This is a genomic window from Vibrio sp. S457-15 (assembly GCF_000960545.1).
Classification (GTDB): domain Bacteria; phylum Pseudomonadota; class Gammaproteobacteria; order Enterobacterales; family Vibrionaceae; genus Vibrio; species Vibrio parahaemolyticus.
Genome location: NZ_JYOQ01000174.1, coordinates 295,811 through 314,617, shown reverse-complemented (window position 1 = coordinate 314,617; position 18,807 = coordinate 295,811). Strand labels below are relative to the sequence as shown.

21 protein-coding genes are annotated in these 18,807 nt (G+C 46.0%); 9 read left to right on the top strand and 12 right to left on the bottom strand.

What is annotated here, in order from left to right; genetic code table 11:
• Positions 1–65: 65 nt before the first annotated feature.
• The gene (locus UF05_RS18760) at positions 66–974 is read right to left on the bottom strand and encodes a DMT family transporter (RefSeq protein WP_045546283.1); all 909 of its coding nucleotides are present in this window, start codon (positions 972–974) and stop codon (positions 66–68) included.
• Between the two features lie 91 nt (positions 975–1,065).
• On the opposite strand from UF05_RS18760, the gene UF05_RS18755 reads away from it, so the two are divergent.
• The 3 genes from UF05_RS18755 (at position 1,066) to UF05_RS18745 (ending at position 4,564) form a co-directional block, all read left to right on the top strand.
• A complete protein-coding gene (locus UF05_RS18755) occupies positions 1,066–1,950 on the top strand; it encodes a LysR family transcriptional regulator (protein ID WP_045546282.1) in 885 nt (294 codons plus the stop codon).
• A 182-nt stretch (positions 1,951–2,132) separates the two neighbouring features.
• The gene (locus tag UF05_RS18750) at positions 2,133–2,747 is read left to right on the top strand and encodes an outer membrane beta-barrel protein (protein ID WP_005464189.1); all 615 of its coding nucleotides are present in this window, start codon (positions 2,133–2,135) and stop codon (positions 2,745–2,747) included.
• 158 nt (positions 2,748–2,905) lie between these two features.
• Positions 2,906–4,564: an ABC transporter substrate-binding protein gene (locus UF05_RS18745; protein WP_045546281.1), complete on the top strand. Its 1,659-nt coding sequence runs from the start codon at positions 2,906–2,908 to the stop codon at positions 4,562–4,564.
• A gap of 90 nt (positions 4,565–4,654) precedes the next feature.
• On the opposite strand, the gene ompV is transcribed toward UF05_RS18745, so the two are convergent.
• Entirely contained in the window at positions 4,655–5,431 is a 777-nt protein-coding gene (gene ompV, locus UF05_RS18740; protein ID WP_045546280.1) for an outer membrane protein OmpV, read from the bottom strand.
• Positions 5,432–5,647: 216 nt separating this feature from the next.
• The gene (locus tag UF05_RS18735; protein ID WP_005464155.1) at positions 5,648–6,172 is read right to left on the bottom strand and encodes a copper resistance protein NlpE; all 525 of its coding nucleotides are present in this window, start codon (positions 6,170–6,172) and stop codon (positions 5,648–5,650) included.
• Positions 6,173–6,548: 376 nt separating this feature from the next.
• Here UF05_RS18735 and UF05_RS18730 point away from each other — a divergent pair, with 376 nt between their 5' ends.
• Genes UF05_RS18730 through nqrM form a run of 3 tightly spaced genes read left to right on the top strand, consistent with a single transcriptional unit; the run spans position 6,549 to position 7,547 of the window.
• Positions 6,549–6,839, top strand: coding sequence for a DUF134 domain-containing protein (locus tag UF05_RS18730; protein ID WP_005464150.1), 291 nt, complete (start codon positions 6,549–6,551; stop codon positions 6,837–6,839).
• Positions 6,836–7,336 (top strand): NifB/NifX family molybdenum-iron cluster-binding protein, encoded by a 501-nt coding sequence (locus UF05_RS18725; protein WP_045546279.1) that lies wholly within the window; start codon positions 6,836–6,838, stop codon positions 7,334–7,336. Before UF05_RS18730 ends, UF05_RS18725 begins: the two co-directional genes overlap by 4 nt.
• 1 nt (position 7,337) lies before the next feature.
• Complete coding sequence (gene nqrM / locus UF05_RS18720) at positions 7,338–7,547, top strand: (Na+)-NQR maturation NqrM (RefSeq protein ID WP_005464141.1); 210 nt, start codon at positions 7,338–7,340, stop codon at positions 7,545–7,547.
• On the opposite strand, the gene UF05_RS18715 is transcribed toward nqrM, so the two are convergent.
• Positions 7,525–8,337, bottom strand: a complete 813-nt coding sequence (locus UF05_RS18715; protein WP_045546278.1) for an aminoglycoside phosphotransferase family protein — start codon at positions 8,335–8,337, stop codon at positions 7,525–7,527. The two genes, nqrM and UF05_RS18715, sit on opposite strands and share 23 nt — an antisense overlap.
• 187 nt (positions 8,338–8,524) lie before the next feature.
• Between UF05_RS18715 and UF05_RS18710 the strand changes: the two genes are divergently transcribed.
• Entirely contained in the window at positions 8,525–8,719 is a 195-nt protein-coding gene (locus tag UF05_RS18710) for a hypothetical protein (RefSeq protein ID WP_005373920.1), read from the top strand.
• A gap of 78 nt (positions 8,720–8,797) precedes the next feature.
• On the opposite strand, the gene fusA is transcribed toward UF05_RS18710, so the two are convergent.
• From fusA to UF05_RS18685, 5 genes are all read right to left on the bottom strand, one after another.
• Positions 8,798–10,822, bottom strand: a complete 2,025-nt coding sequence (gene fusA / locus UF05_RS18705) for an elongation factor G (RefSeq protein ID WP_045546277.1) — start codon at positions 10,820–10,822, stop codon at positions 8,798–8,800.
• Between the two features lie 293 nt (positions 10,823–11,115).
• Positions 11,116–12,108, bottom strand: coding sequence for an N-acetyl-D-Glu racemase DgcA (gene dgcA / locus UF05_RS18700; protein ID WP_045546276.1), 993 nt, complete (start codon positions 12,106–12,108; stop codon positions 11,116–11,118).
• 50 nt (positions 12,109–12,158) lie between these two features.
• Entirely contained in the window at positions 12,159–13,163 is a 1,005-nt protein-coding gene (gene dgcN, locus UF05_RS18695) for an N-acetyltransferase DgcN (protein ID WP_029809970.1), read from the bottom strand.
• 101 nt (positions 13,164–13,264) lie between these two features.
• Positions 13,265–14,146: a LysR family transcriptional regulator gene (locus UF05_RS18690; RefSeq protein ID WP_045546275.1), complete on the bottom strand. Its 882-nt coding sequence runs from the start codon at positions 14,144–14,146 to the stop codon at positions 13,265–13,267.
• A gap of 170 nt (positions 14,147–14,316) precedes the next feature.
• On the bottom strand, positions 14,317–15,525 hold the full coding sequence (locus tag UF05_RS18685) for an MFS transporter (RefSeq protein ID WP_045546274.1): 1,209 nt from the start codon (positions 15,523–15,525) through the stop codon (positions 14,317–14,319).
• A 199-nt stretch (positions 15,526–15,724) separates the two neighbouring features.
• Here UF05_RS18685 and soxR point away from each other — a divergent pair, with 199 nt between their 5' ends.
• Positions 15,725–16,162, top strand: coding sequence for a redox-sensitive transcriptional activator SoxR (gene soxR, locus UF05_RS18680; protein ID WP_005498064.1), 438 nt, complete (start codon positions 15,725–15,727; stop codon positions 16,160–16,162).
• Between the two features lie 3 nt (positions 16,163–16,165).
• Here the strand turns inward: soxR and UF05_RS18675 are convergent, their stop codons facing one another.
• Together UF05_RS18675 and UF05_RS18670 are read right to left on the bottom strand one after the other, a co-directional pair.
• Positions 16,166–16,561: a DUF2391 family protein gene (locus UF05_RS18675; protein ID WP_005464146.1), complete on the bottom strand. Its 396-nt coding sequence runs from the start codon at positions 16,559–16,561 to the stop codon at positions 16,166–16,168.
• Between the two features lie 13 nt (positions 16,562–16,574).
• Positions 16,575–17,426 carry a tetratricopeptide repeat protein gene (locus UF05_RS18670; RefSeq protein WP_005464201.1) on the bottom strand — a complete coding sequence of 284 codons (852 nt, stop codon included), beginning with the start codon at positions 17,424–17,426 and terminating at the stop codon, positions 16,575–16,577.
• A 238-nt stretch (positions 17,427–17,664) separates the two neighbouring features.
• On the opposite strand from UF05_RS18670, the gene UF05_RS18665 reads away from it, so the two are divergent.
• Positions 17,665–18,135, top strand: coding sequence for an ASCH domain-containing protein (locus UF05_RS18665; protein WP_025521079.1), 471 nt, complete (start codon positions 17,665–17,667; stop codon positions 18,133–18,135).
• A 69-nt stretch (positions 18,136–18,204) separates the two neighbouring features.
• Here UF05_RS18665 and UF05_RS18660 read toward each other — a convergent pair whose 3' ends face one another.
• Positions 18,205–18,792, bottom strand: a complete 588-nt coding sequence (locus tag UF05_RS18660) for a class I SAM-dependent methyltransferase (RefSeq protein ID WP_045546273.1) — start codon at positions 18,790–18,792, stop codon at positions 18,205–18,207.
• Between the last annotated feature and the right edge of the window lie 15 nt (positions 18,793–18,807).

Below are 18,807 nucleotides of genomic sequence, written 5' to 3'. Positions count from 1 at the left end.
TTCGATTCTCGATACCAACAAAAAAACCGAGCACAGAAAGCTCGGTTTTTGTTTTGTAGGCTTTATTAAGCAACGTGTGCTTGTTGCTGATCGTGCTCCTTTTGAGCCTGAAGTTGAGCATGTTCTTTCTGCTTGCGACGCTCGCGTTTCGATAGCCAGATCAGTGGCACCACGATCATCACTGTACCGATGGCCATGAAAATATCTGGTATTTCACCAAACCAAATAAAGCCAACGACAACCGCACCAATCAAACCGCTGTATTCTGCACTCGCGATTTTGTTGCTATCGATAGAACGGTACGCCAGTACACAAGTCGCCGCATAGATCATAATGAACAAACTTGACCCTGCCGCGACAGGAAACGCGTCCCATTGCCAAGGTTGATCCTCAATAAGCACCAACAGCAACGCAACCGGAATACCAGCCAAGTTGGTCATCAGCAAGGTTTGCATCACTGATTGGTTTTTTGGCAACTTACGAATCAACAGATTGTTAATGGCTAACGTTAACGCGACCACAAACGCTGAGATTGCTGCCCAATCAATTTGATCCGGACGAATAATCACCAAGACCCCTGCAAATCCCATTACCGCCGCCGCGACCGATTGTTTAGATAGTTGTTCACCGAAAAAAATCGCAGCGAGAGGGAGCATGATCAATGGCGCGGCATAAAAGATCGCGTTCGCAGTTGCGAGCGGCAAAGATGAGATCGCCATGACCATAAATACAGCACCCAACAGCCACACGTGAGCACGAACCGCATGCCATTTAAATCCTTCCATAAAGTTGGTTTGTTTTGCTAACAAACAGACAGGAAGGAGGAACATAACCGCTGATATTTGTCGAAAAAAGACAAACTGAAACATCGGCACTTCATTCGCGACACTTTTGATCAAAGAGTCCGAAAGCACCGCAATAAGATTCCCGACAATTAATAGCAGCATTGCTGCTCCGACAGATGTGACTTTCACATTTTTCTCCTCATTCTTTGCCAAAGATTAGGTGATGTCATAGGATGAAGTGAAGTGATATTTATTAGTTTAAGTATGAGATTTTTAGATAATGAAATTGCCACCATTGCGAGCGGTTCACTGTTTTGAAGTTGTTGCGAGAAATCTGAGTTTCTCCCTTGCTGCCGAGGAGCTTAATGTGACGCAAAGTGCGGTGAGCCATCAGATTCGTTTACTTGAAGATTATTTGGGCGAATCGCTGTTTATCCGCCAAGGTCGCAAGCTTTCACTATCGGATACAGGCGCGCGGTATTTAGAAGACATCAGCCCGGCTATTAGCTCAATTGCGATGTCGAGCCAAAAGGTGCGAGAAGGGGATAAAGGCAGTATTCGGTTAGCGATTTACAGCTCGTTGGCAGTGAAGTGGTTGATCCCACGTTTGGCAGACTTTAAGCGCTTGTATCCTGAAATCGACCTCACACTCAATATGGTCGCGGGCGATCCAGAGCAAACGGACAGCGTGGGCGACTGCTTTATTACTGTGCAAAAACCGAAACGAAACTATATGGCGGTTAAGCTTTATGCTGAAACGCTGTACCCAGTTTGTAGCCATAAAATTTGGAAAGAAATCCAAGACCAATCTATCCCCGACGCACTGTGGCAATATCCCATTCTCTCGACAGATTCTATTTATCGTGAACGAGGGAAAGATTGGGCCGAATGGTGCAAAGCGGGTGGTTACACGTTACCAAATGATGTCGATGTTCAGCATTTTAGCCACATGCTCTTGGCGATAGAGGCTGCAAGGTACGATCAAGGCATCGCGTTTGCCAATGACTTCATGTTGAACGAGCGAGATAAAGCACAAGACTTGGTTTACATCCCATCTCATGGTTTAGAAACCGGCGACAGTTTTTATTTTGTGCACAAGAAGAACCGAGCAAAGCAGGCCGAGATCGTCAAACTGACCAACTGGTTAAAGCAGCAGTGTCTGTAATTAAGATTAAATATTCTTAATTAAGAAGGAAAATAGAAAAGTTGTGTCCAATTATTTCGTGTTTTATTGAGTTTTTATTCACTAACATCTCGCTCGGTTTAACGCCAAGCGAGATGGATAACGCGACATGCTTAAGGAAGGGCGATACACAAACTTAATAATAAAACAGGCAGTGAAATACAATGTTAAAGAAAACATGGCTAACAGCAGCCCTTCTAGCAACTTGTTCTATGGCAAACGCCGCTCCTTACATTGGTGCATCGATCGGTAAAGCAACGTTTGATGATATCAGTGGTTCAATCAAATCAAATACCTACAACGCAAGCGAGAAACTTGAAGTTAAAGACAACGAAAGTCTGTCTGGCAAAGTTTTTGGTGGTTACACATTCAACGAGTATATCTCTCTTGAAGGTGCGATCGGTGGTTACGACGCTCTAGACGGCTCTGTCGTTACCGTTGGTGACATGAAGTTTTTGGCTATCCAACCTAAATTAACGCTGCCAATTGGTGACCGTTTCAATCTTTTCGCGAAAGCGGGTCTTTCTTACTTCAACGCGGAATTTAAAGTAAGCAATTCTGTGCTAACTGGTGACGAAGGCCACACGACGTTTTCTGAAACGACAGTAACCGGACTTTACGGCTTAGGTGCTGAGTTCGCGATCACAAAAAATCTAGCACTACAGGTTGAATGGGAATACATGAAACCTGAGTTAGACGTAGCGAAACTCGGCAGTGAAAAAGTCACCGTTGAAGCTGAAATCAGCGCGTTCTCTGTCGGTATGAGCTACCGTTTCTAAGCATTTTTATTCAAGTTCTTTGGGCTTAACCCAAGCGGTGTGCTGTTGTTTGTTCAGTTAAGCCCTCAGTTTGAATTCATATAGATATGACACAGGAAGTTTGGTCACTAAGCTTCCTGTGTTATTTTTGGTTTTTAGAAAAACGCTCAGGAAGCACTGTGAACGATGTAAATCTTAGATATTTAGATTTTCTGCTCAAACATTTTGAACCGCATAAGCATCATTTAGTGACGCTTAGCGAACTCGAATCTGTGATTTGCACGTCCAGACGTAACGTTTCCATTGTGATGAAAAAGCTGGCGGCTTACGGTTGGGTGGATTGGCAACCGGCGATTGGGCGAAGCAACCCAAGCCGCTTGAGTATCACCATTACTTTGCAGCAAGCGATGACCGAGTTTTTGGTGGAAGAGCTTGCTAGGGGCAGAATGAATTCGATAACAAAGCTTATCGATTGGTTCGGCCAAACGGCGGTTCGTTCGCTTACGATTGCATCGGAAAAAGTGAACGAGCTGAATGAGTCTAAAAACGCCATTCTTATTTCTTCTTATCCGTGGGTGTCAAATATCGATCCCGCAGAGACCTTCCGTCATACCGAATTACACGTGGTCAAAAGTGTTTATGATGGGCTGCTAACACAAAACTCCAATGGTGGCATTGAGCCCGCTTTAGCGCATGAATGGAAAATGGAAGAAAACGTCATGACGTTATGGTTAAGGCCGGGCATTTTTCGTCATGATGGTGAGCTTCTGAGCATAGACGACGTGGTTTGGAGTTTAGAAAGACTCAAGCAAATTAAAGGGCCGGTTTATGAGCTTTGGCAATGCATTGAAACCGTTACAGCCGAAACACCGAACTGCTTGAAGATAGTGCTCAAACGCGCAAACCAATTCTTTCCGTACATGTTAGCCACGCCACATGCCTCAATATTGTGTCGAGACACGGCCTCTTTTGGCTCGGGTTATTCATATCATATCGGTACTGGGCCATTTCGAATCAGCAGTTGGAACAAAGAGAGCATCACGCTGCAAGCGCACAAAGAGTATTTTGCTGCACGTGCGCTTTTGGATCAAATTACGCTTTCTCACGGCGATGTTCAAAACTTGAATATGCTGAGTTTCAATCAAGTCTCGGACCATGTTGAGATTGAAAAAATCAGCGCGCTTTCCTATCTCACCTATCGTGAGAGGCGAGATTCGCAACTGACGAAACAAGAGTGGCGCCAGCTTGCCAACTATATTAATCAGCAAAAGCGGCACCATGAGCCACAAAGTGCCGTCGACAGCATTCAGTTATCGCCTCTTGAACCTGGTTGTAGCGCTGAGACAGCGCCAACGTTACAAGGCAAAGTCGTGCTTGCTGAACCGATATGGACTATCCCGAACCTGATGCGACATTCTGAATGGTTGCATGAGGTGATTCGTAGCACGGGGCTAGAGTTAGAGGTCATCAAAGTGGAAGACATTAGTTTTCCCGAGTCAGTTTCACACTTGGCGGATTTATTGTTCATTGAAGAGGTCATGGAAGCGCCATTTGAATATGGGGTCTTCGAATGGCTATCGGTGGCGACTGGCTTACGTTTTAGTTTCGAACAAAACCAGATGGAGCGTCACCGCGAGCAGCTTCAAGAAGCCATTGCCTATGAACAACCGATTTCTCATTTGCTGGGTATTGAAGAGGCGTTGCGCGCGCAATATGTCTATTTGCCTTTGTTCATCGGCTACGAAGAAGTGACAAAAACTCAACAAGTTCGGGGCGTGCAAGTTAAGAATACGGGCTACAGCGACTTACACCGACTTTGGATTGCTCACAGTAGTTAGCCTGTTTGATGCCAATCGCATCATCATATTCTAGAAAGCAAAAAAGCCATCAGTACGATGGCTTTTTTAGATTTCAAATTAAAACCTGAGTTAGAAGTTGTAAGACACGCTTGCGCCAACAACCCATTGGTTTGCGCTATCTACAACAGATGAATCACTGATACCACTGCCTAGGCGAGTGTATTGAGTTGTTTGGTTGATTTGCCAGTTGTCATTAATTGGCATAACCAGCTTGTAGCCCAGACCGTAGCTTACAGTTGCATCACCTTTGTATGCTTTGCGGTTTGCCGTCGCTTCACGATCTTTGATGCCAAAGTAGTAATCTACGTAGTCTTCACTTTGATAAGTTAGGTTAGCAAAAGGAACAAAATCAACACTACCGAAGTTCACGATGTGGAAGTACGTCGCACCCGCTAAGTAACCTTTGTATGCGCCGCTGATATCGTGTTGTAGGTATGTCGAGATGACGTTGTGCTCATCTAGAGTGAAATCGGTATTTAGACCTAAATCAACTGCTAAACGACGTTTTTGTGTGCCTTTCAAGCTCTTTGCTACATCGCCATCACGAATAATGCCGCTGCCTACCACGTATGCGCTCATGTTGATCAGATCGTTGGTTTCACCCAAGAAGCGGTAGTTGATGCCGCCCAAATCTGCGTTGAAGTCTTCACCGTGGTAACCACCGTTTAGAATTGGTGCAGTATTGTGTTTTTGATCTTTAAATAGGTCACTACCTTGAGCTACGCCCACTTCCGCAACCCAACCACCTTGGTTGTTGTAGATGTTGCCGTTACGGATGTATGTGTCACCTGCCGTTGCGGTGCCAGCTGCTGCCAAAGTTAGTAGTGCGATAAGTGTCTTGTTCATTTGTATTTCCTGTACCGTTTATTTTATTTTGAACAGTGTACAAAATGGTGTTGTAAGCCTCTATCAGCAAAGCGTATGGAAATGTATGGCTTCCGGTGATTTCGCTTTTTGCGTAATGACAAAACAGTATGGTTGGGGGGCAGGGAAGGTTGGGGAGGACAAAAAACCGAGCTTGGGGAGGCTCGGTTTTCAACATCTATCAGGTCAGAGTGACGATTATTGTTGTTTTGTTAGGTTGTAAAACGAAGCTAATTCGCCAGTTGCTTTCTCACCGTTCATGTCTAGCATCATAAGCATGTTCTCGCCTACGAAGTATTGGTTTGGTGCGTCTTCGTCGGTCAGCGTTACGATGCTGCCGTTTTCATCCCAAGTGAAATGGCCTTCTGATTTGAACTTGCCATCTTCTTTGTCTTGGTAGTTTTGCTCAAGCACGTAGCTGCCATCTTGATTTAGCGTCAGAGTCACGTCGATGCCCGCGCAATCAGCACATGGTAGTGTGCCTTTGTAAACGCCATTCCAATCTAGCGCGTTTTTCGCGTTGTGCTCTGAGTCTACAAACGTTTCTGTGGTGATCACTTGTTCTTCTTCCACTGGTACTGCATCGACAGGCAGTTCAGTGTCAGTGACTTCCATTTCTACTGCTTGAGGAGTTTCAACTGCACTTGTTTCTACTGGTTTCTCGTCTTGACAGCCTGCAAGAATAATTACCGCACCAGTTAACGCCAACATTGTCTTTTTCATTTTATCCCTCTTTAAATCAAGATTTTGTATGCCATTAATATTAGCCCTGTTTCCGACGTTTACGTCATAACAAAGCAATAGAATGATCTATCTGTGTCAATAAAACCGGTGTTTTTGGCGCTATCCAAGCGTCGCGCCATGACTTGGAGATAAAGTAGTCAGAATCATCAAACGCATGTAAATGCTTGAATTGTAGGATTGAGTATTGAGCTGGCTTTAAGCAAGTGGCAATTGAAGATTCGTTGTGGTGTGAAAACTGTCAGCATCTTATTAAATACGATTTTTGCAAACTTAGATTATTAGCATATGCCAAAAATGTTATTGGCATATGCCATAATTTGGGCGTAACGTAGCACAGTGTTTGAGAGGGACGATAATGGCAAGACCAAAAATAGAAAGAAGAATATGCGGCCGTGCAGCGCACCATTGTTTCAAGCCCAATGGCGTGCCATTCCATCAGTTGGAGCAAGTCGCCATATTGCCAGAAGAACTTGAAGCACTGCGCTTGGCTGATTTAGAGGGACTCAGCCAACAACAAGCCGCAGATCAAATGGGCATATCTAGACAAACTTTTGGCAACACAGTAAAAAGTGCGCGGTTCAAGGTCGCAAAAAGTTTAGTTGAAGGTCATGCATTAGTTTTTCCGAATGAGGAGTCAAACTTATGATTTATGCTATTCCTAATGATGGTGAGCGGGTGGCAAACCATTTTGTCAAAGCGCCTTACATCGCTATTTATTCTGATACTGACGGAATGCTTAAAAACCTAGCAAACATCGCTGCAATGCCCCAAGCGGGCTGCAAAGCGAAGTCCCAGCTTATCCAATCTTTACAAGACTACAATGTAGAAGCTGTGCTGGTGCGCAACATCGGCGAGCGCGCATTAGAAAAGCTTTTGCACAGTGGCAAACAAGTGTTCAGACTTTCAACGCGCAGCTCATTGGAAGATGTACTTGCCGTTCCGAGAGAGCCACTGACAGACGCATCGCAAGGTCGTCCATCAACCAATCATCAGAATAAAGGTGGGTGTGGATCATGTGGCTGCGGCGGTAAAAAAGCCAAACCCTCGTTGCTAGCACGCCCAAAACAGGCTGCTGTATTATTCGCCGCAAAATCGAGCCCAGCTATACTTAGCGTAAAGGCGTCGATTAAAAAGGCAGGTTAGTATGGTTTGGTTGTTTACCTTTCTTGGTTTTCTCGCGATTATTTTGTTGATGTCACTTGGGGTTATCTTTCATAACAAGCGTATTCAAGGAAGTTGCGGCGGTTTAAACAACGTCGGTGTCGACAAAGTATGCAACTGCGAAACCACATGCGCAGAGCCTGAGCGTCACTTGTATCAAATCTCAGAGCCTAACTCATCACCTGAGCGCTAAGGCTTTTGGCCCATTGCGGCAAGGTTTGTCGAAACCAGTCCAAATATTTGCTGGTCTGCGGATTTTTTCTGGAGACCAGTATGTTGACTACCTCGACGACGATCCACGCTTTTGCTATTCCGATATCGCGCGCCAATTCTGTTGTTTCACCTTTCTCGGCGCACTTTATATACCTGCCTGCCACCTTCAAGTAATCATCAAATGTGCCCATGCCTTCGATGAGCGGCGCTAAATCTATCGCGACATGCCCTGTAGAAAAGCGTTCCCAGTCGAACAGCACTAGCTCGCCATTTTCGCGCTGTCCCCAGTTTCCAGCATTCGAGTCTCCGGAGATCAAGTTCTGCCCATCGAAAAGGTGCGCCGATCGTTGTTGGAGGTTGTGGAAGAACTGTTCTGTCTCTGAGCCCAGTTCAAGTGTAGTGAGTGCTTGTTGGGTCGCTTGTGGTGTCCACTGATGGCGGTGATAAACACCATCTGATGTTGGTGGAAGTTGGTGTAGTTTGACGAGTTGTTCAATGACTCGATCATCTTCAAGCAAGAATGCTTGATCGACTGCGTGGGGAACGTATTCAATGTGCAGAACGTTTTTCTGGTCGTCGAATTGAATCAAGCGCGGTACGTGTATTCCAAGCGCGTTAAACTGTCCGGCATAGCGTTGATAAAACGCCACTTCTATTTGAGTAGGGTTACGTTTTTCTATTACTCGGACGCCATCTTTTTCGATGAGAAAAATTTTGGCACTGCCCATTTGGTTGAGTTCTTGTTGCGACACCGGACTTCCTGTCTTCATGTAGAGAGAGCTCACCTTAATCGCTGTACTTACGTTTGCCAATAGCCACGACAAAGTGCCTCAAAAAGATTAAATGCAACTGTTTAAATATGATTTTGCTGTGAGTGTCTAAATTTTACACAGTCTCGCCTGTACTCCGATAAATTCGTTCTACGCTTACTATTCGTCTTAATAAAGGAGAACCAAAATGGCTGTAATGAAGCAGGATATTCCAAATCGTGTAACGGTTTACCATGACAATATCGACCAAGAACAAGAGCTGAAAAATGCGATGCTGCCAGAGAAACCGCGCTACTTTAACGGTGCTCCGACTTACAAAGCGAACAGCATCGAAGAGTTTGAAAGCAAAATCAGTCAGATAGGTTTGTCTCTCGATAAATAATTTTTCTTTTACCTAAAAGCGCCTTCAACAAAATGAGGGCGCTTTTTTATTTATGTGATTGATTTGAATCGTAGGGAATTAACCTTGTTGTGCACTGCCTTGGCAGACCTGTTTTTGCACTGCTGGTGGTGCGGGCTCGTAATGGCTTAAGGTCATACTAAAGCTGCCTTCGCCACCGGTGATGGAGCGTAATCGACGAGCGTAATCTTGCAGCTCGTTTACTGGTGACTTGGCTCTGAGTAAGGTGAAGCTGCTGTCGATTGGCTCGGTGCCTTCGATCAAGCCTCGGTTTCCAGATAAATCACCAGAAACATCGCCAACGTTCGCGGTTGGGATGTGCAGTTCCATCTGGACAATGGGTTCTAGCACAATAGGATCGGCGTTGTTAATCGCATCTAAAAAGGCTTTCTTACCTGCGATGACAAACGCTATTTCTTTCGAATCGACGGAGTGATATTTACCGTCATAAACGGTGACTTCCACATCCTTAATTGGGTTGCCAGAAATCGCGCCTTCCTCTAACGCTTGCAAAATACCTTTTTCAACAGCAGGAATGAGCGCGGTTGGAATAGCGCCACCCACCACTTTGTTGATGAACTTAAATCCAGCGCCACGTTCGAGTGGACGAACCTTCAATTGCACTTCACCAAACTGGCCTGCACCGCCACTTTGTTTTTTGTGTCGATAATGCCCTTCGGCAGGTTTGGTGATGGTTTCAAAGTATTCGACGCTTGGTTGGCAGGTTTCGACGTCCAGTTTGTACACGTTCGCCATCTTTTCTAATGCGACTTTGAGGTGAAACTCCCCTTGGCCGCTGATGATGGTTTCGTTGGTGCGAGCGCGATGTTCGATGCGCAGCGAAGGATCTTCACTGGCAATTTTACTCAGCACATCTCCTAATTTTTGCTCATCTCCACGCTTAAGAGGCTTCAAGCACAAAGAATACATGGAGTCAGGAAGGTCCAACGTTTTGAGTTGAACACCATCTTCTTCGTGAGAGTCATGAACGATTGAATCGAATTCGAGATCATCCACTTTGGCTAAAACGCAGAAATCGCCTGCAAGCGCGCGAGGGATCTCGGTTCTATCTTTGCCCTGCAGTTGATATAAGTGCCCAACTTTAAATGTTTTGTTGCTTTCGCCAATATAAAGCTGGCTGCCCGCATTGATTTCACCCTGATACACACGTAAGTAGGCAAGTTTACCCATGTATGGGTCGACGCTGACTTTGTACACGTGTGCGACGGTGTGTTCTAAGGTTTCGCAATTTACTTTGATTTTTTTGCCGTTCTTTTCCAGTAGAGGAGGGTTACCCTCGTTTGGCATGGGCATGATCTCCGCCAAGGTGCGTAGCAGCAGCTCGACACCCGCACCGGTTTGTGCTGAGACAAAACAGACCGGAATCACATGTCCAGTTCTCAGTGCTTCTTCAAACGGATCATGCAGTTGCTCTGCGGTGAGTTCGGAGCCTTGTTCCAGATACAGTTCCATCAGTTCTTCATCGACTTCGATAACTTGGTCAATTAAGGTCTCATGAGCTTCATCTACCGTTGCAAGTAAGGTTTCTCGTCCCAATTCTGGTTCGAAATAGCAGTCAACTACAGATTCTCCGTCAGCCGAAGGTAAGTTGATCGGCAAGCAGTGGTCACCAAAATGCTCAACGATGTTCTCCATCAATCTCTCTAACTGATTACCGTGGTTATCGAGCTTATTGATGATGATCATCTGACATTTTTGCTGCTCTTTTGCAAAGGTGAATAAGCGATCGGAAGTTTGGTTTAGTGGTGTTTGAGGGTCGATGACAAGGGCGGATGTTTCAACGGCAGGAAAAACGCTGATCGTACGGCCAAGTAACTCGTTTTGTCCCGGAGTGTCGATGATATTGAGCCGGTGTTTATTCCAGCGCAGTGCGACTGGCGTTGCTTCAATACTGTGTTGATATTGGATGGATTGAGGGTCGAAGTCGGTAACGGTATCGCCTTTTTCTACGCTGCCTAAATGGTGCGTGGCATCGCAGGTGAAGAGCAGTTTTTCTATCAGCGTGGTTTTACCGGTCCCGGTTTGGCCGACAAAAGCGATATTGCGTATTTTGTTTATAGGCATAGAGCCTCCTTGCAAGATGGCGTGAAAAACCTACGAATTGCTAGGAAGTGGGTTGCTATAGAAACCCACGCACTGCATTGGAGTAGGGCGGGATTACCGCCTATTCGTCTTCCATGTCATTTTCCGGATGACTCGATGCATAAGACCACCTTCTTGGACTACTGTAATCTTAGCATGCCGTAATAACCGTATAATTTATGTGACTTATTTCATGATGGGGCTGATTGTTTTTTAATCGAGATCATAAACTCAGAGGTTCTGACTTTTCGATCAAAACCTCTGGATTGTTTAGGCTATTTGGAAAGAACGATTTCGCCGTCGCGATAAACTAAGCTCGGCGTTACATCTTGTCCGAGCAACACTGGGCCATCAAGATCGACAACGCTTGCCTGAGCAGCAATGGGTAACGCAGCACGCATCGCAAGCGACGTCCCCAACATACAACCGGACATGAGGCTAAAATCGAGTTTTTTTGCATCGTCGGCCAGCAATAATGCTTCACTGAGCCCGCCTGTTTTATCTAGCTTAATGTTCACCATTTCATATTTTCCAACCAGCTGATGCAATTGCTCTCTGGTGTGACAACTTTCATCGGCGCAAAGTGGAATGGGGTGCGGAATGCTGGCGAGTACGTCATCACGGTCTTGTGGCAACGGTTGCTCGATCATGCTGATATTAAACGGTTCGAGTTGATCAAATACCGTCGCGAGGTCGAGGTTTTGCCACGCTTCATTCGCATCTAAGACAATTTGCGCGTGCGGCGCGGCATCGCGTACTGCTGCAACGCGCTCAATCACGTTTTCACCATCCAGTTTTACCTTAAGTAGTTTTGCGCCTTGGCTAAGGTAAGCTTGCGCCTGTTTTGCCATCGCTGGCGGCGTGTCGATAGAAACCGTCATCGCCGTCACAATCGCCTCAGGTAACGTAAAGAGGTCGTGAACCTGCTGCTTGTGGCTCAAAAGCGCGTGAAGATGCCAAAGGGCGCAATCCAATGCATTTCTTGCCGCCCCTGCGGGCAATAACGATTGAAGCTGGCTTTTGAGAGCCATGACATCAGCTTCGCCTTTGGCGTACAAACTTTGCAGTTCATGCGCGGCGTGAGAAATCGCCTTAATTACCGATTCAACCGATTCACCATAACGAGGGTATGGCGTGCATTCTCCTTGGGCGATCATGCCTAGATGTTCAATTGTCACGCGGACTACGTGGCACTCTGTCCGACTGCCGCGAGAGATGCGAAATGGTGTTGCCATAGCAATCGTGACAGGTTCTACATGAATTTTCATCTCACTAGTTTTCCCTAAACCGCAGTTATTTTCTAAACCGTAAATGTTTCCTAAATAGTAAGGATCTTATCTGCAACCGCATCAACGCCAAAACGCACAGGGTCGGTGACGGGCACCTGATATTTGTCGCTCCAATCCTGGCATAACTGGGTAGCATCTTCTTCGCTGATCGCCGAAGTGTTTAAGCAAATACCCACTAATTGAGCTTTTGGATTTGTTAGGCGAGCCGCGGCCAGATTCGCTTCTATCGTTTGTTCAATGGTTGGCAAGCTCGCATGTGGTAAGTTGCGGATGTGCGGGCGACCAATCTCATGGCACAGTACCAGAGCGTCCGCTTGTGCGCCGTGAAGTAAGCCCAAACTTACGCCAGCAAACGAAGGGTTAAACAATGAACCTTGCCCTTCGATGATGTCCCAATCGTGATCGGTGAACTCAGGGCTGATCGCTTCTACTGCGCCGGAGATAAAATCGGCAACTACAGCATCAATCGAAATGCCACTGCCTGCGATGAGAATTCCGGTTTGACCCGTTGCTTTGAACTCTGCGCGACAGTTTTTACGCTTTAATGCGTGTTCAATGGCGAGGGCAGAGTACATTTTGCCAACGGAGCAATCTGTTCCTACAGTAAGTACTCGCTTGCCTGCGCGTGCTTTGCCATTGCCGACCTTGAGCGGGACATCACAATGGCGAACATCATACAGTTTGGTTAATCCGCGTTGTTCTAGATCGGCAAGAGGAGCAAATTCCGCCAAACGTTGGTGCATGCCCGATGCAATTTCAAATCCCATCTCTGCCGCTTCAAGTAAGGTTGCTTGCCAAGCTTCGGGAATGACGCCTCCTGGGTTTGCTGTGCCAAGCACCAGCGTTTTTGCTCCTTGCTGCTGCGCTTGTTGTAGTGTCATGTTGGTTAAACCAAGCGATACGGTTTCTGGCGTCAGGCGGATTTGGCCAAGACAAACCTCAGGTCGCCATTGGTAAATGCCACGCGCGGTTTTTGCTGCGAGTGGATCGGTTACATCGCCAAGAAAGAGTAGGTAAGGTTGAGCAATTTGCATGATGGTTCCCTTCGTCATCGTTATTGCTCATTAATGTAGCCAGACTGATTTAGGAAACCGAATGCTTATTTGTTGGACAGGTATAACTTTAAGTTATACCTCTAAACCATCTGTTGTTTTAGGGCGGTGATAAATTGCTTTGTCGCAATGGATTGAGGTGTGTGCTCTGCGAATAAAATAGAGACAGAGAAGGACATGTTTGGCTCCAAAGCATGCACGGATACGGCATCATCTTGGCGATATTGTTTTGCTGTCCATGGATCGACAATGGCGAATCCTGCTTGGTGTTTCACCAGTTCAGCCGCTGCGGAGTAGCTGCGCACAGTGATGGCATGTTGATAATGCTCGTCACGCGCCGATAAGGTTTGATGCAACAATAAGCCCAGAGGGTCTCGGCTATCTAAACCGATAATGGATAAATCGTGACTGATGAGTTCTTCTAAAATGACGGTTTTTTCTGCGGGTATCGCTGCGCTTTTAGGAGCGATCAGTGCTAAGTTTTCTTTCAATAACACGTGCCCCATGATCGCTGGTGGCGTTTCTTCACCGAACGCGATGGCGACATCCAATTCATGTTTCAGTAATCCTGAGCACAGCTCATCGCGATTGGCCGTTAATAGCTCAAAGGAGATGCCGTGCTCTTTCGACAACAACGCGACAGTCGGCGCTAACAAGTGCGCGGCCAAAACAGGCGGAGCACCGATTCGTAAATGTTGAGTTCCCTGTTTGACTTTGTTGGTCAGAGAACGAAATTGTCCAAGTTGCTGATAGACTTTTTCTGCCTCTGGCAATAAGGCTTTGGCTTCTTGAGTGGGAACGAGGCGACCTTTTACGCGTTCAAATAAAGCGAAGCCCAGTTGTTGCTCTGTATGGGCGAGAACTCGAGTGACATTAGGTTGGGAAACGTGCAGTAAGCGAGCCGCGCCTGACACCGTTCCTGCTTGCATAATGGCGTAAAAGACTTCCAATTGTCTTAAGTTCACTGCGATTTCCCTCTGCTCATGTTGGTCACCTCAGAATACCCAACCTTGCTGATGAGCGATAGAGGCAAAAGTGCTGGCGTAAAAAATAGGAAGAGGATGTTGGTTGCCTTCTTATCTCGCTTTTTCAATTTCTCAACTTCTCAACTTCTCAACTTCTCAATTTCTATGCTTCACTTTGCTGCTGCATGAAGGGGCAGGTCGTTAAACGGCTCGACGTCTCGGCTGAGTAATCCCATCAAAACCACTGCTAACACCATGACAACAGCTGCTATTGCAAAACCGTATTGTGTTAGCTCGTAATGACTCAACATCGCGATTAACACGTAACTGAGAGATTGAATGGTAGTGGCAAACATGCTGATACCGCCATCGACGCGACCTCGTTGATGAACCGCTACGGTGTGATGCATCCAGTTGACTCTCGCAATGCGATTTAGCGCGTTAAACACACCAAACAGCGCCGTAAACAATAAGATGGTCAGCGGGCTTATCGCAAAACTCATTCCGATAAACGCTAGAGATACCATGACCATCGAAGCAAACATAATGTGGCTATGGGAGGCGCGACTCAGCACTTTGGTGACAATGAAACCTGTTAGTAACGAGCCGAGACCAAAACTGATGTTGAACCCTGCAAACCAATCGCCAGAGATGCCTTGTTCAGAAAACCAAATCGGCACCAATTTGCTCAAATACGTCAATGCAGGATAAGAGAGGCAAGAGAGCAGAATAAAGCCATAAAATCGGGGGTCGAGACGGAATATTTGTTTGCTCTCTTTGAGTTGTGCGATGAAAGCAACGGACTTTGCTCCCCTCAATTGTTGGGTGTACGGCGTCAGAATATAGAACATCGCCGCTAAAGCGGATGCGCTGGCCGCAAACAAAGCAAACTCTTTCATGCCCCACATTTCAAGCAAAACAATACCCAACGCTCCAGCGCCGAGGGTCGTGGATTGCATTACAATTTCTTGCTGCCCCGAAATTTTTGCGTATTCGTGATGCTGATAATTTTCTTGAGTGAAGGCGTTGTTGGTCGTCCATGCAAAGTTACTCGAAACCCAATACACCAATTGCGCAAAAGCCAACAGCCAGTGGGACTCAAACCCTAACCAATAAGCAATGAACACCACCAAAGCCATGCCCGATTGAATCCATTGATTGAGCACGAGGAGTGCTTTTCGTGAGTGTCGGTCCACTAAAGTGGAAAAGAAAGGCGTTGTCAGAAAAGAAATCGCGGTGCAGCTCAGAGAAACTAAAGCGACGAATGTGCCCATTTTGGGCTCGGAAAGCATGACCCATGGCAGTGCCATCATGAACAAGCCAGAGGATATACTGTCGAAGAAGCGGCCTGCTAAGTACGGCTGAGTTTTATTTTTCATTATGTTTGCCTCAAATTCCCAATGGATTTCAAAACGTTGGCTTCTAGCGGTGCTGTGTTTGTCAACCAAGTTATGCGTCCTGAACGCAATATTTCGAGACCGTCTGGGTTTAGCGTTATTTAAGATGGTGTAACTTTAGAACCTCAAGTAAACTTGAGGTAAAGTTTTTTTAACAAAATAGAAACACGGGAAGTCAAGGATGGAAATCAGCGTAGGAGAAGTGGCAAAACGTTCTGGAGTGAAAGTCTCTGCCCTGCATTTTTATGAACAAAAAGGACTGATTTCGAGTTGGAGAAATCAAGGCAATCAGCGCCGCTACCACCGTAGCGTTTTGCGCCGTGTCGCGGTGATTAAAGCGGCTCAGCAAGTTGGGTTATCGTTAGAAGAAATCAAACATGCGCTAGATGAGCTGCCGAAACATCAAGCTCCGAACAAAGAGCAATGGGAAGTCATGGCAAGCCATTGGCATGAACAGTTAGAACAAAAGATTCAAAAGCTCAAAGCCTTGCAAAACGATTTGGGTGGATGCATTGGCTGCGGATGTTTGTCGTTAGAAACTTGCGCACTGCGAAACCCAGAAGATGTGTTAGGCAAAGATCACTCAGGTTCTAATTTGACCTTAGAAGAAGAGGCGTAAGCGTTATTCTTTGTCGAAACTGTCCACCACAATCGCGCCCATCGACGCTGGCATTGTGATGACGATAACGCGTTTTATCGCAACGATCGGGTCAGTAAAGAGTGGCAACTTGTCGAGACAAAATAGCACCAAAGCCACCACGATAGCGGCGATGGAATAGGCGATCACAACGCGAAATACAAAGATGGGAATGCGTTTTCTAATGTGGCTTTGAAATACGCTTTGATAAGCGAAAAAGCTGAGAAAAATCACAGAAAGGCTTAACAACATGAGCAGGTTTATCATGGGTAAGCTTTCACCCAATCGCCATGCTTCTTCCGAAAAAGAGATAGGCACAGCAAGGGCAAAAGCGCCAACCAACACTTGGCTGGCATCTTCAAGATTAAAGTGGCTGCTCATGTTGTAGGTTCCGTTATTCGTTGTTATTGCTCAGCTGCAACAGCTTCTCGAATCGCTCGTTACCGTGCAGCAATTCAAGATCGCGTTCTTCTGCCAACAAATCGCGAATTGAAGGGCTGTAGTCAATGGCGCGTTCCAGATCTTCAATCGCTTGTTCCTCAATCCCTAATCGAGAGTACGCACAAGCGCGTTGGTAAAGCGCAGGGCCATTGGTGTAATCTACCTCTAGCACTCGGTTACATATGCTTAGCGCCCAATGGTATTCGTTGATTTCCATGGCCGCATCGGCTTTGTAAGTCAATGCTTCAAGGTCACCAGGTCGAATTACCAAGATTTCGTCATAAATCTCAATACGCTGTTCCGGCGTTTGCGAACTTTGAGCACGTAACCACAAGTTGTGGATTTCGTTGATCTTTTCAATCTCTTTGTTGTTTTCACTGATGATGCGAGTTTTGCGTTTTAAATCTCGCTCCAGCGCAACAAATTTCTTTTCATATTCTTGAGCGATTTTTTCCAATCGCTTGTCCGCCATTTCTTTTGTGTTGTGTTTAAACTCGCGCAGCGACTGCCAACCTACAAAGGCGATCAATGATGCCACGCCCGCGATGATGTAGAAGAAGTACGTTACCGTCACATTTGCGTAGTTCAGCGATTTATCCGCCACCGTTAATTCACGATCGGTGATCTCGGTGATCATTCGCTTTTCAAGGCTTTGGTAATCCTGACGTAAGGATTTAAGTTCATCTAAAATATAGCGTTCCATTAACGGTCTATCTAATAGATCTGATTCAGAATATTTTTCTTCGGATGCCAGAGTCGGGAGAGAAAGAATCAGGGAGAAGAAGAGGGCAATAAATAAGCGCATAAAACGTCCTTTTGCGTGAAGAGTACAGATAGACCCTGCAACCATAGCAAATCGAACAAACGTTTAGCAAAGTTATTACAAAAGAAATGCTTGTCACGCTTTTGCGCAACTTTTATGGCTCAAGACAAAAGTGGAAGCAGAAAGACGGGTTTGTGAACGGTAAATTCTTTGGTCAGTTGTTCTTTGTGTTACAACTGGTTATGCTCGTCCTTAATTCTTTCTCAAGTGTGATAAGTGCATGGACGCAAAAGCAAAAAACTACTTAAATCGGTATCTTGATGCGCTCTCCCCAGAGCAGAAAAGTGCTATTCCATCAGTCAGTGCTGACTACTATTGTGCCGATGAATACAACGCGAATGTGTGCGCCGAACTCGTTCGTATTGGGCAGAAAACGGCATCGTGCAGTATGGAACTGTGGTACAGCGAGCACGGGGAGCCGATGCCAGAGGTCGGGCATTTGCAAGTCGTCACCAATTGGGACGGTGAGCCTGTTTGTGTGATTCAAATGACGGACGTGAGCACTTGTCGATATGATGAAGTCACCGCAGAGTTTGCCTACGCAGAAGGCGAAGGTGATAGAACCTTGAACTGGTGGCGTGACGCACATGCTGCATTTTTTAAAGCCGAGTGCGATGAGTTGAACATCGATTGGCATGAGCAACGTTTGCTGGTTCTAGAGCGCTTTAAAGTGGTGTATCCATTTGAATAATCAGCGTTGAGTGACTAAAAAACAGCACCGAGTTTGGTGCTGTTTTTTGTTTTTATTCCTGCGTTCAGATTAGCGTTTCACTGCCGTGACGCTGAATACATGCCAATGTTTAGGCGTCCCGACTATGGTGGTGCCATCTTCATCTCTTTCATGCATGGAGACGATGTCATAGCCTTCAAAACATTGCTCGACTTGCTGGCGAGTGAGTGAGGTTAGATTAGCATGCGAGTTTGAATTGACCCAAGAGTCGTTCACGCCTAAAAAGTCTCCGCAGAAAACACCACCTGATGGCAAAGAAGAATCGATTTGATTCCAAACGTTTTCAAAGTGCGCTTTTGGGCAAAAGAACAGGCTGGCGCTAGCAATAAATAGGGTGCACTTAGGGTAATCAAAATCGCTGAAACACGCTTGCGAGATGGAGAAGTTCGACTGTTTAGAAAAACGCGTCTCACAGGCTTTTATTGCATCTGAGTTGTTGTCGAATGCGTGAACACGAAAGCCTTGTGCGAGAAGAAAATTGGAGTCTCTCCCTGTACCGCAGCCAGCGTCAACGGCAATTTTCTCTGCTAATGTGTGAAATTGTAGGGCTTTTTCTACATTGACCCTGTGTGGTTGTTGAGCGACTTTTTGATAGTACGGATCCCATGAAACTGACATTGAATTTCCTTTTCG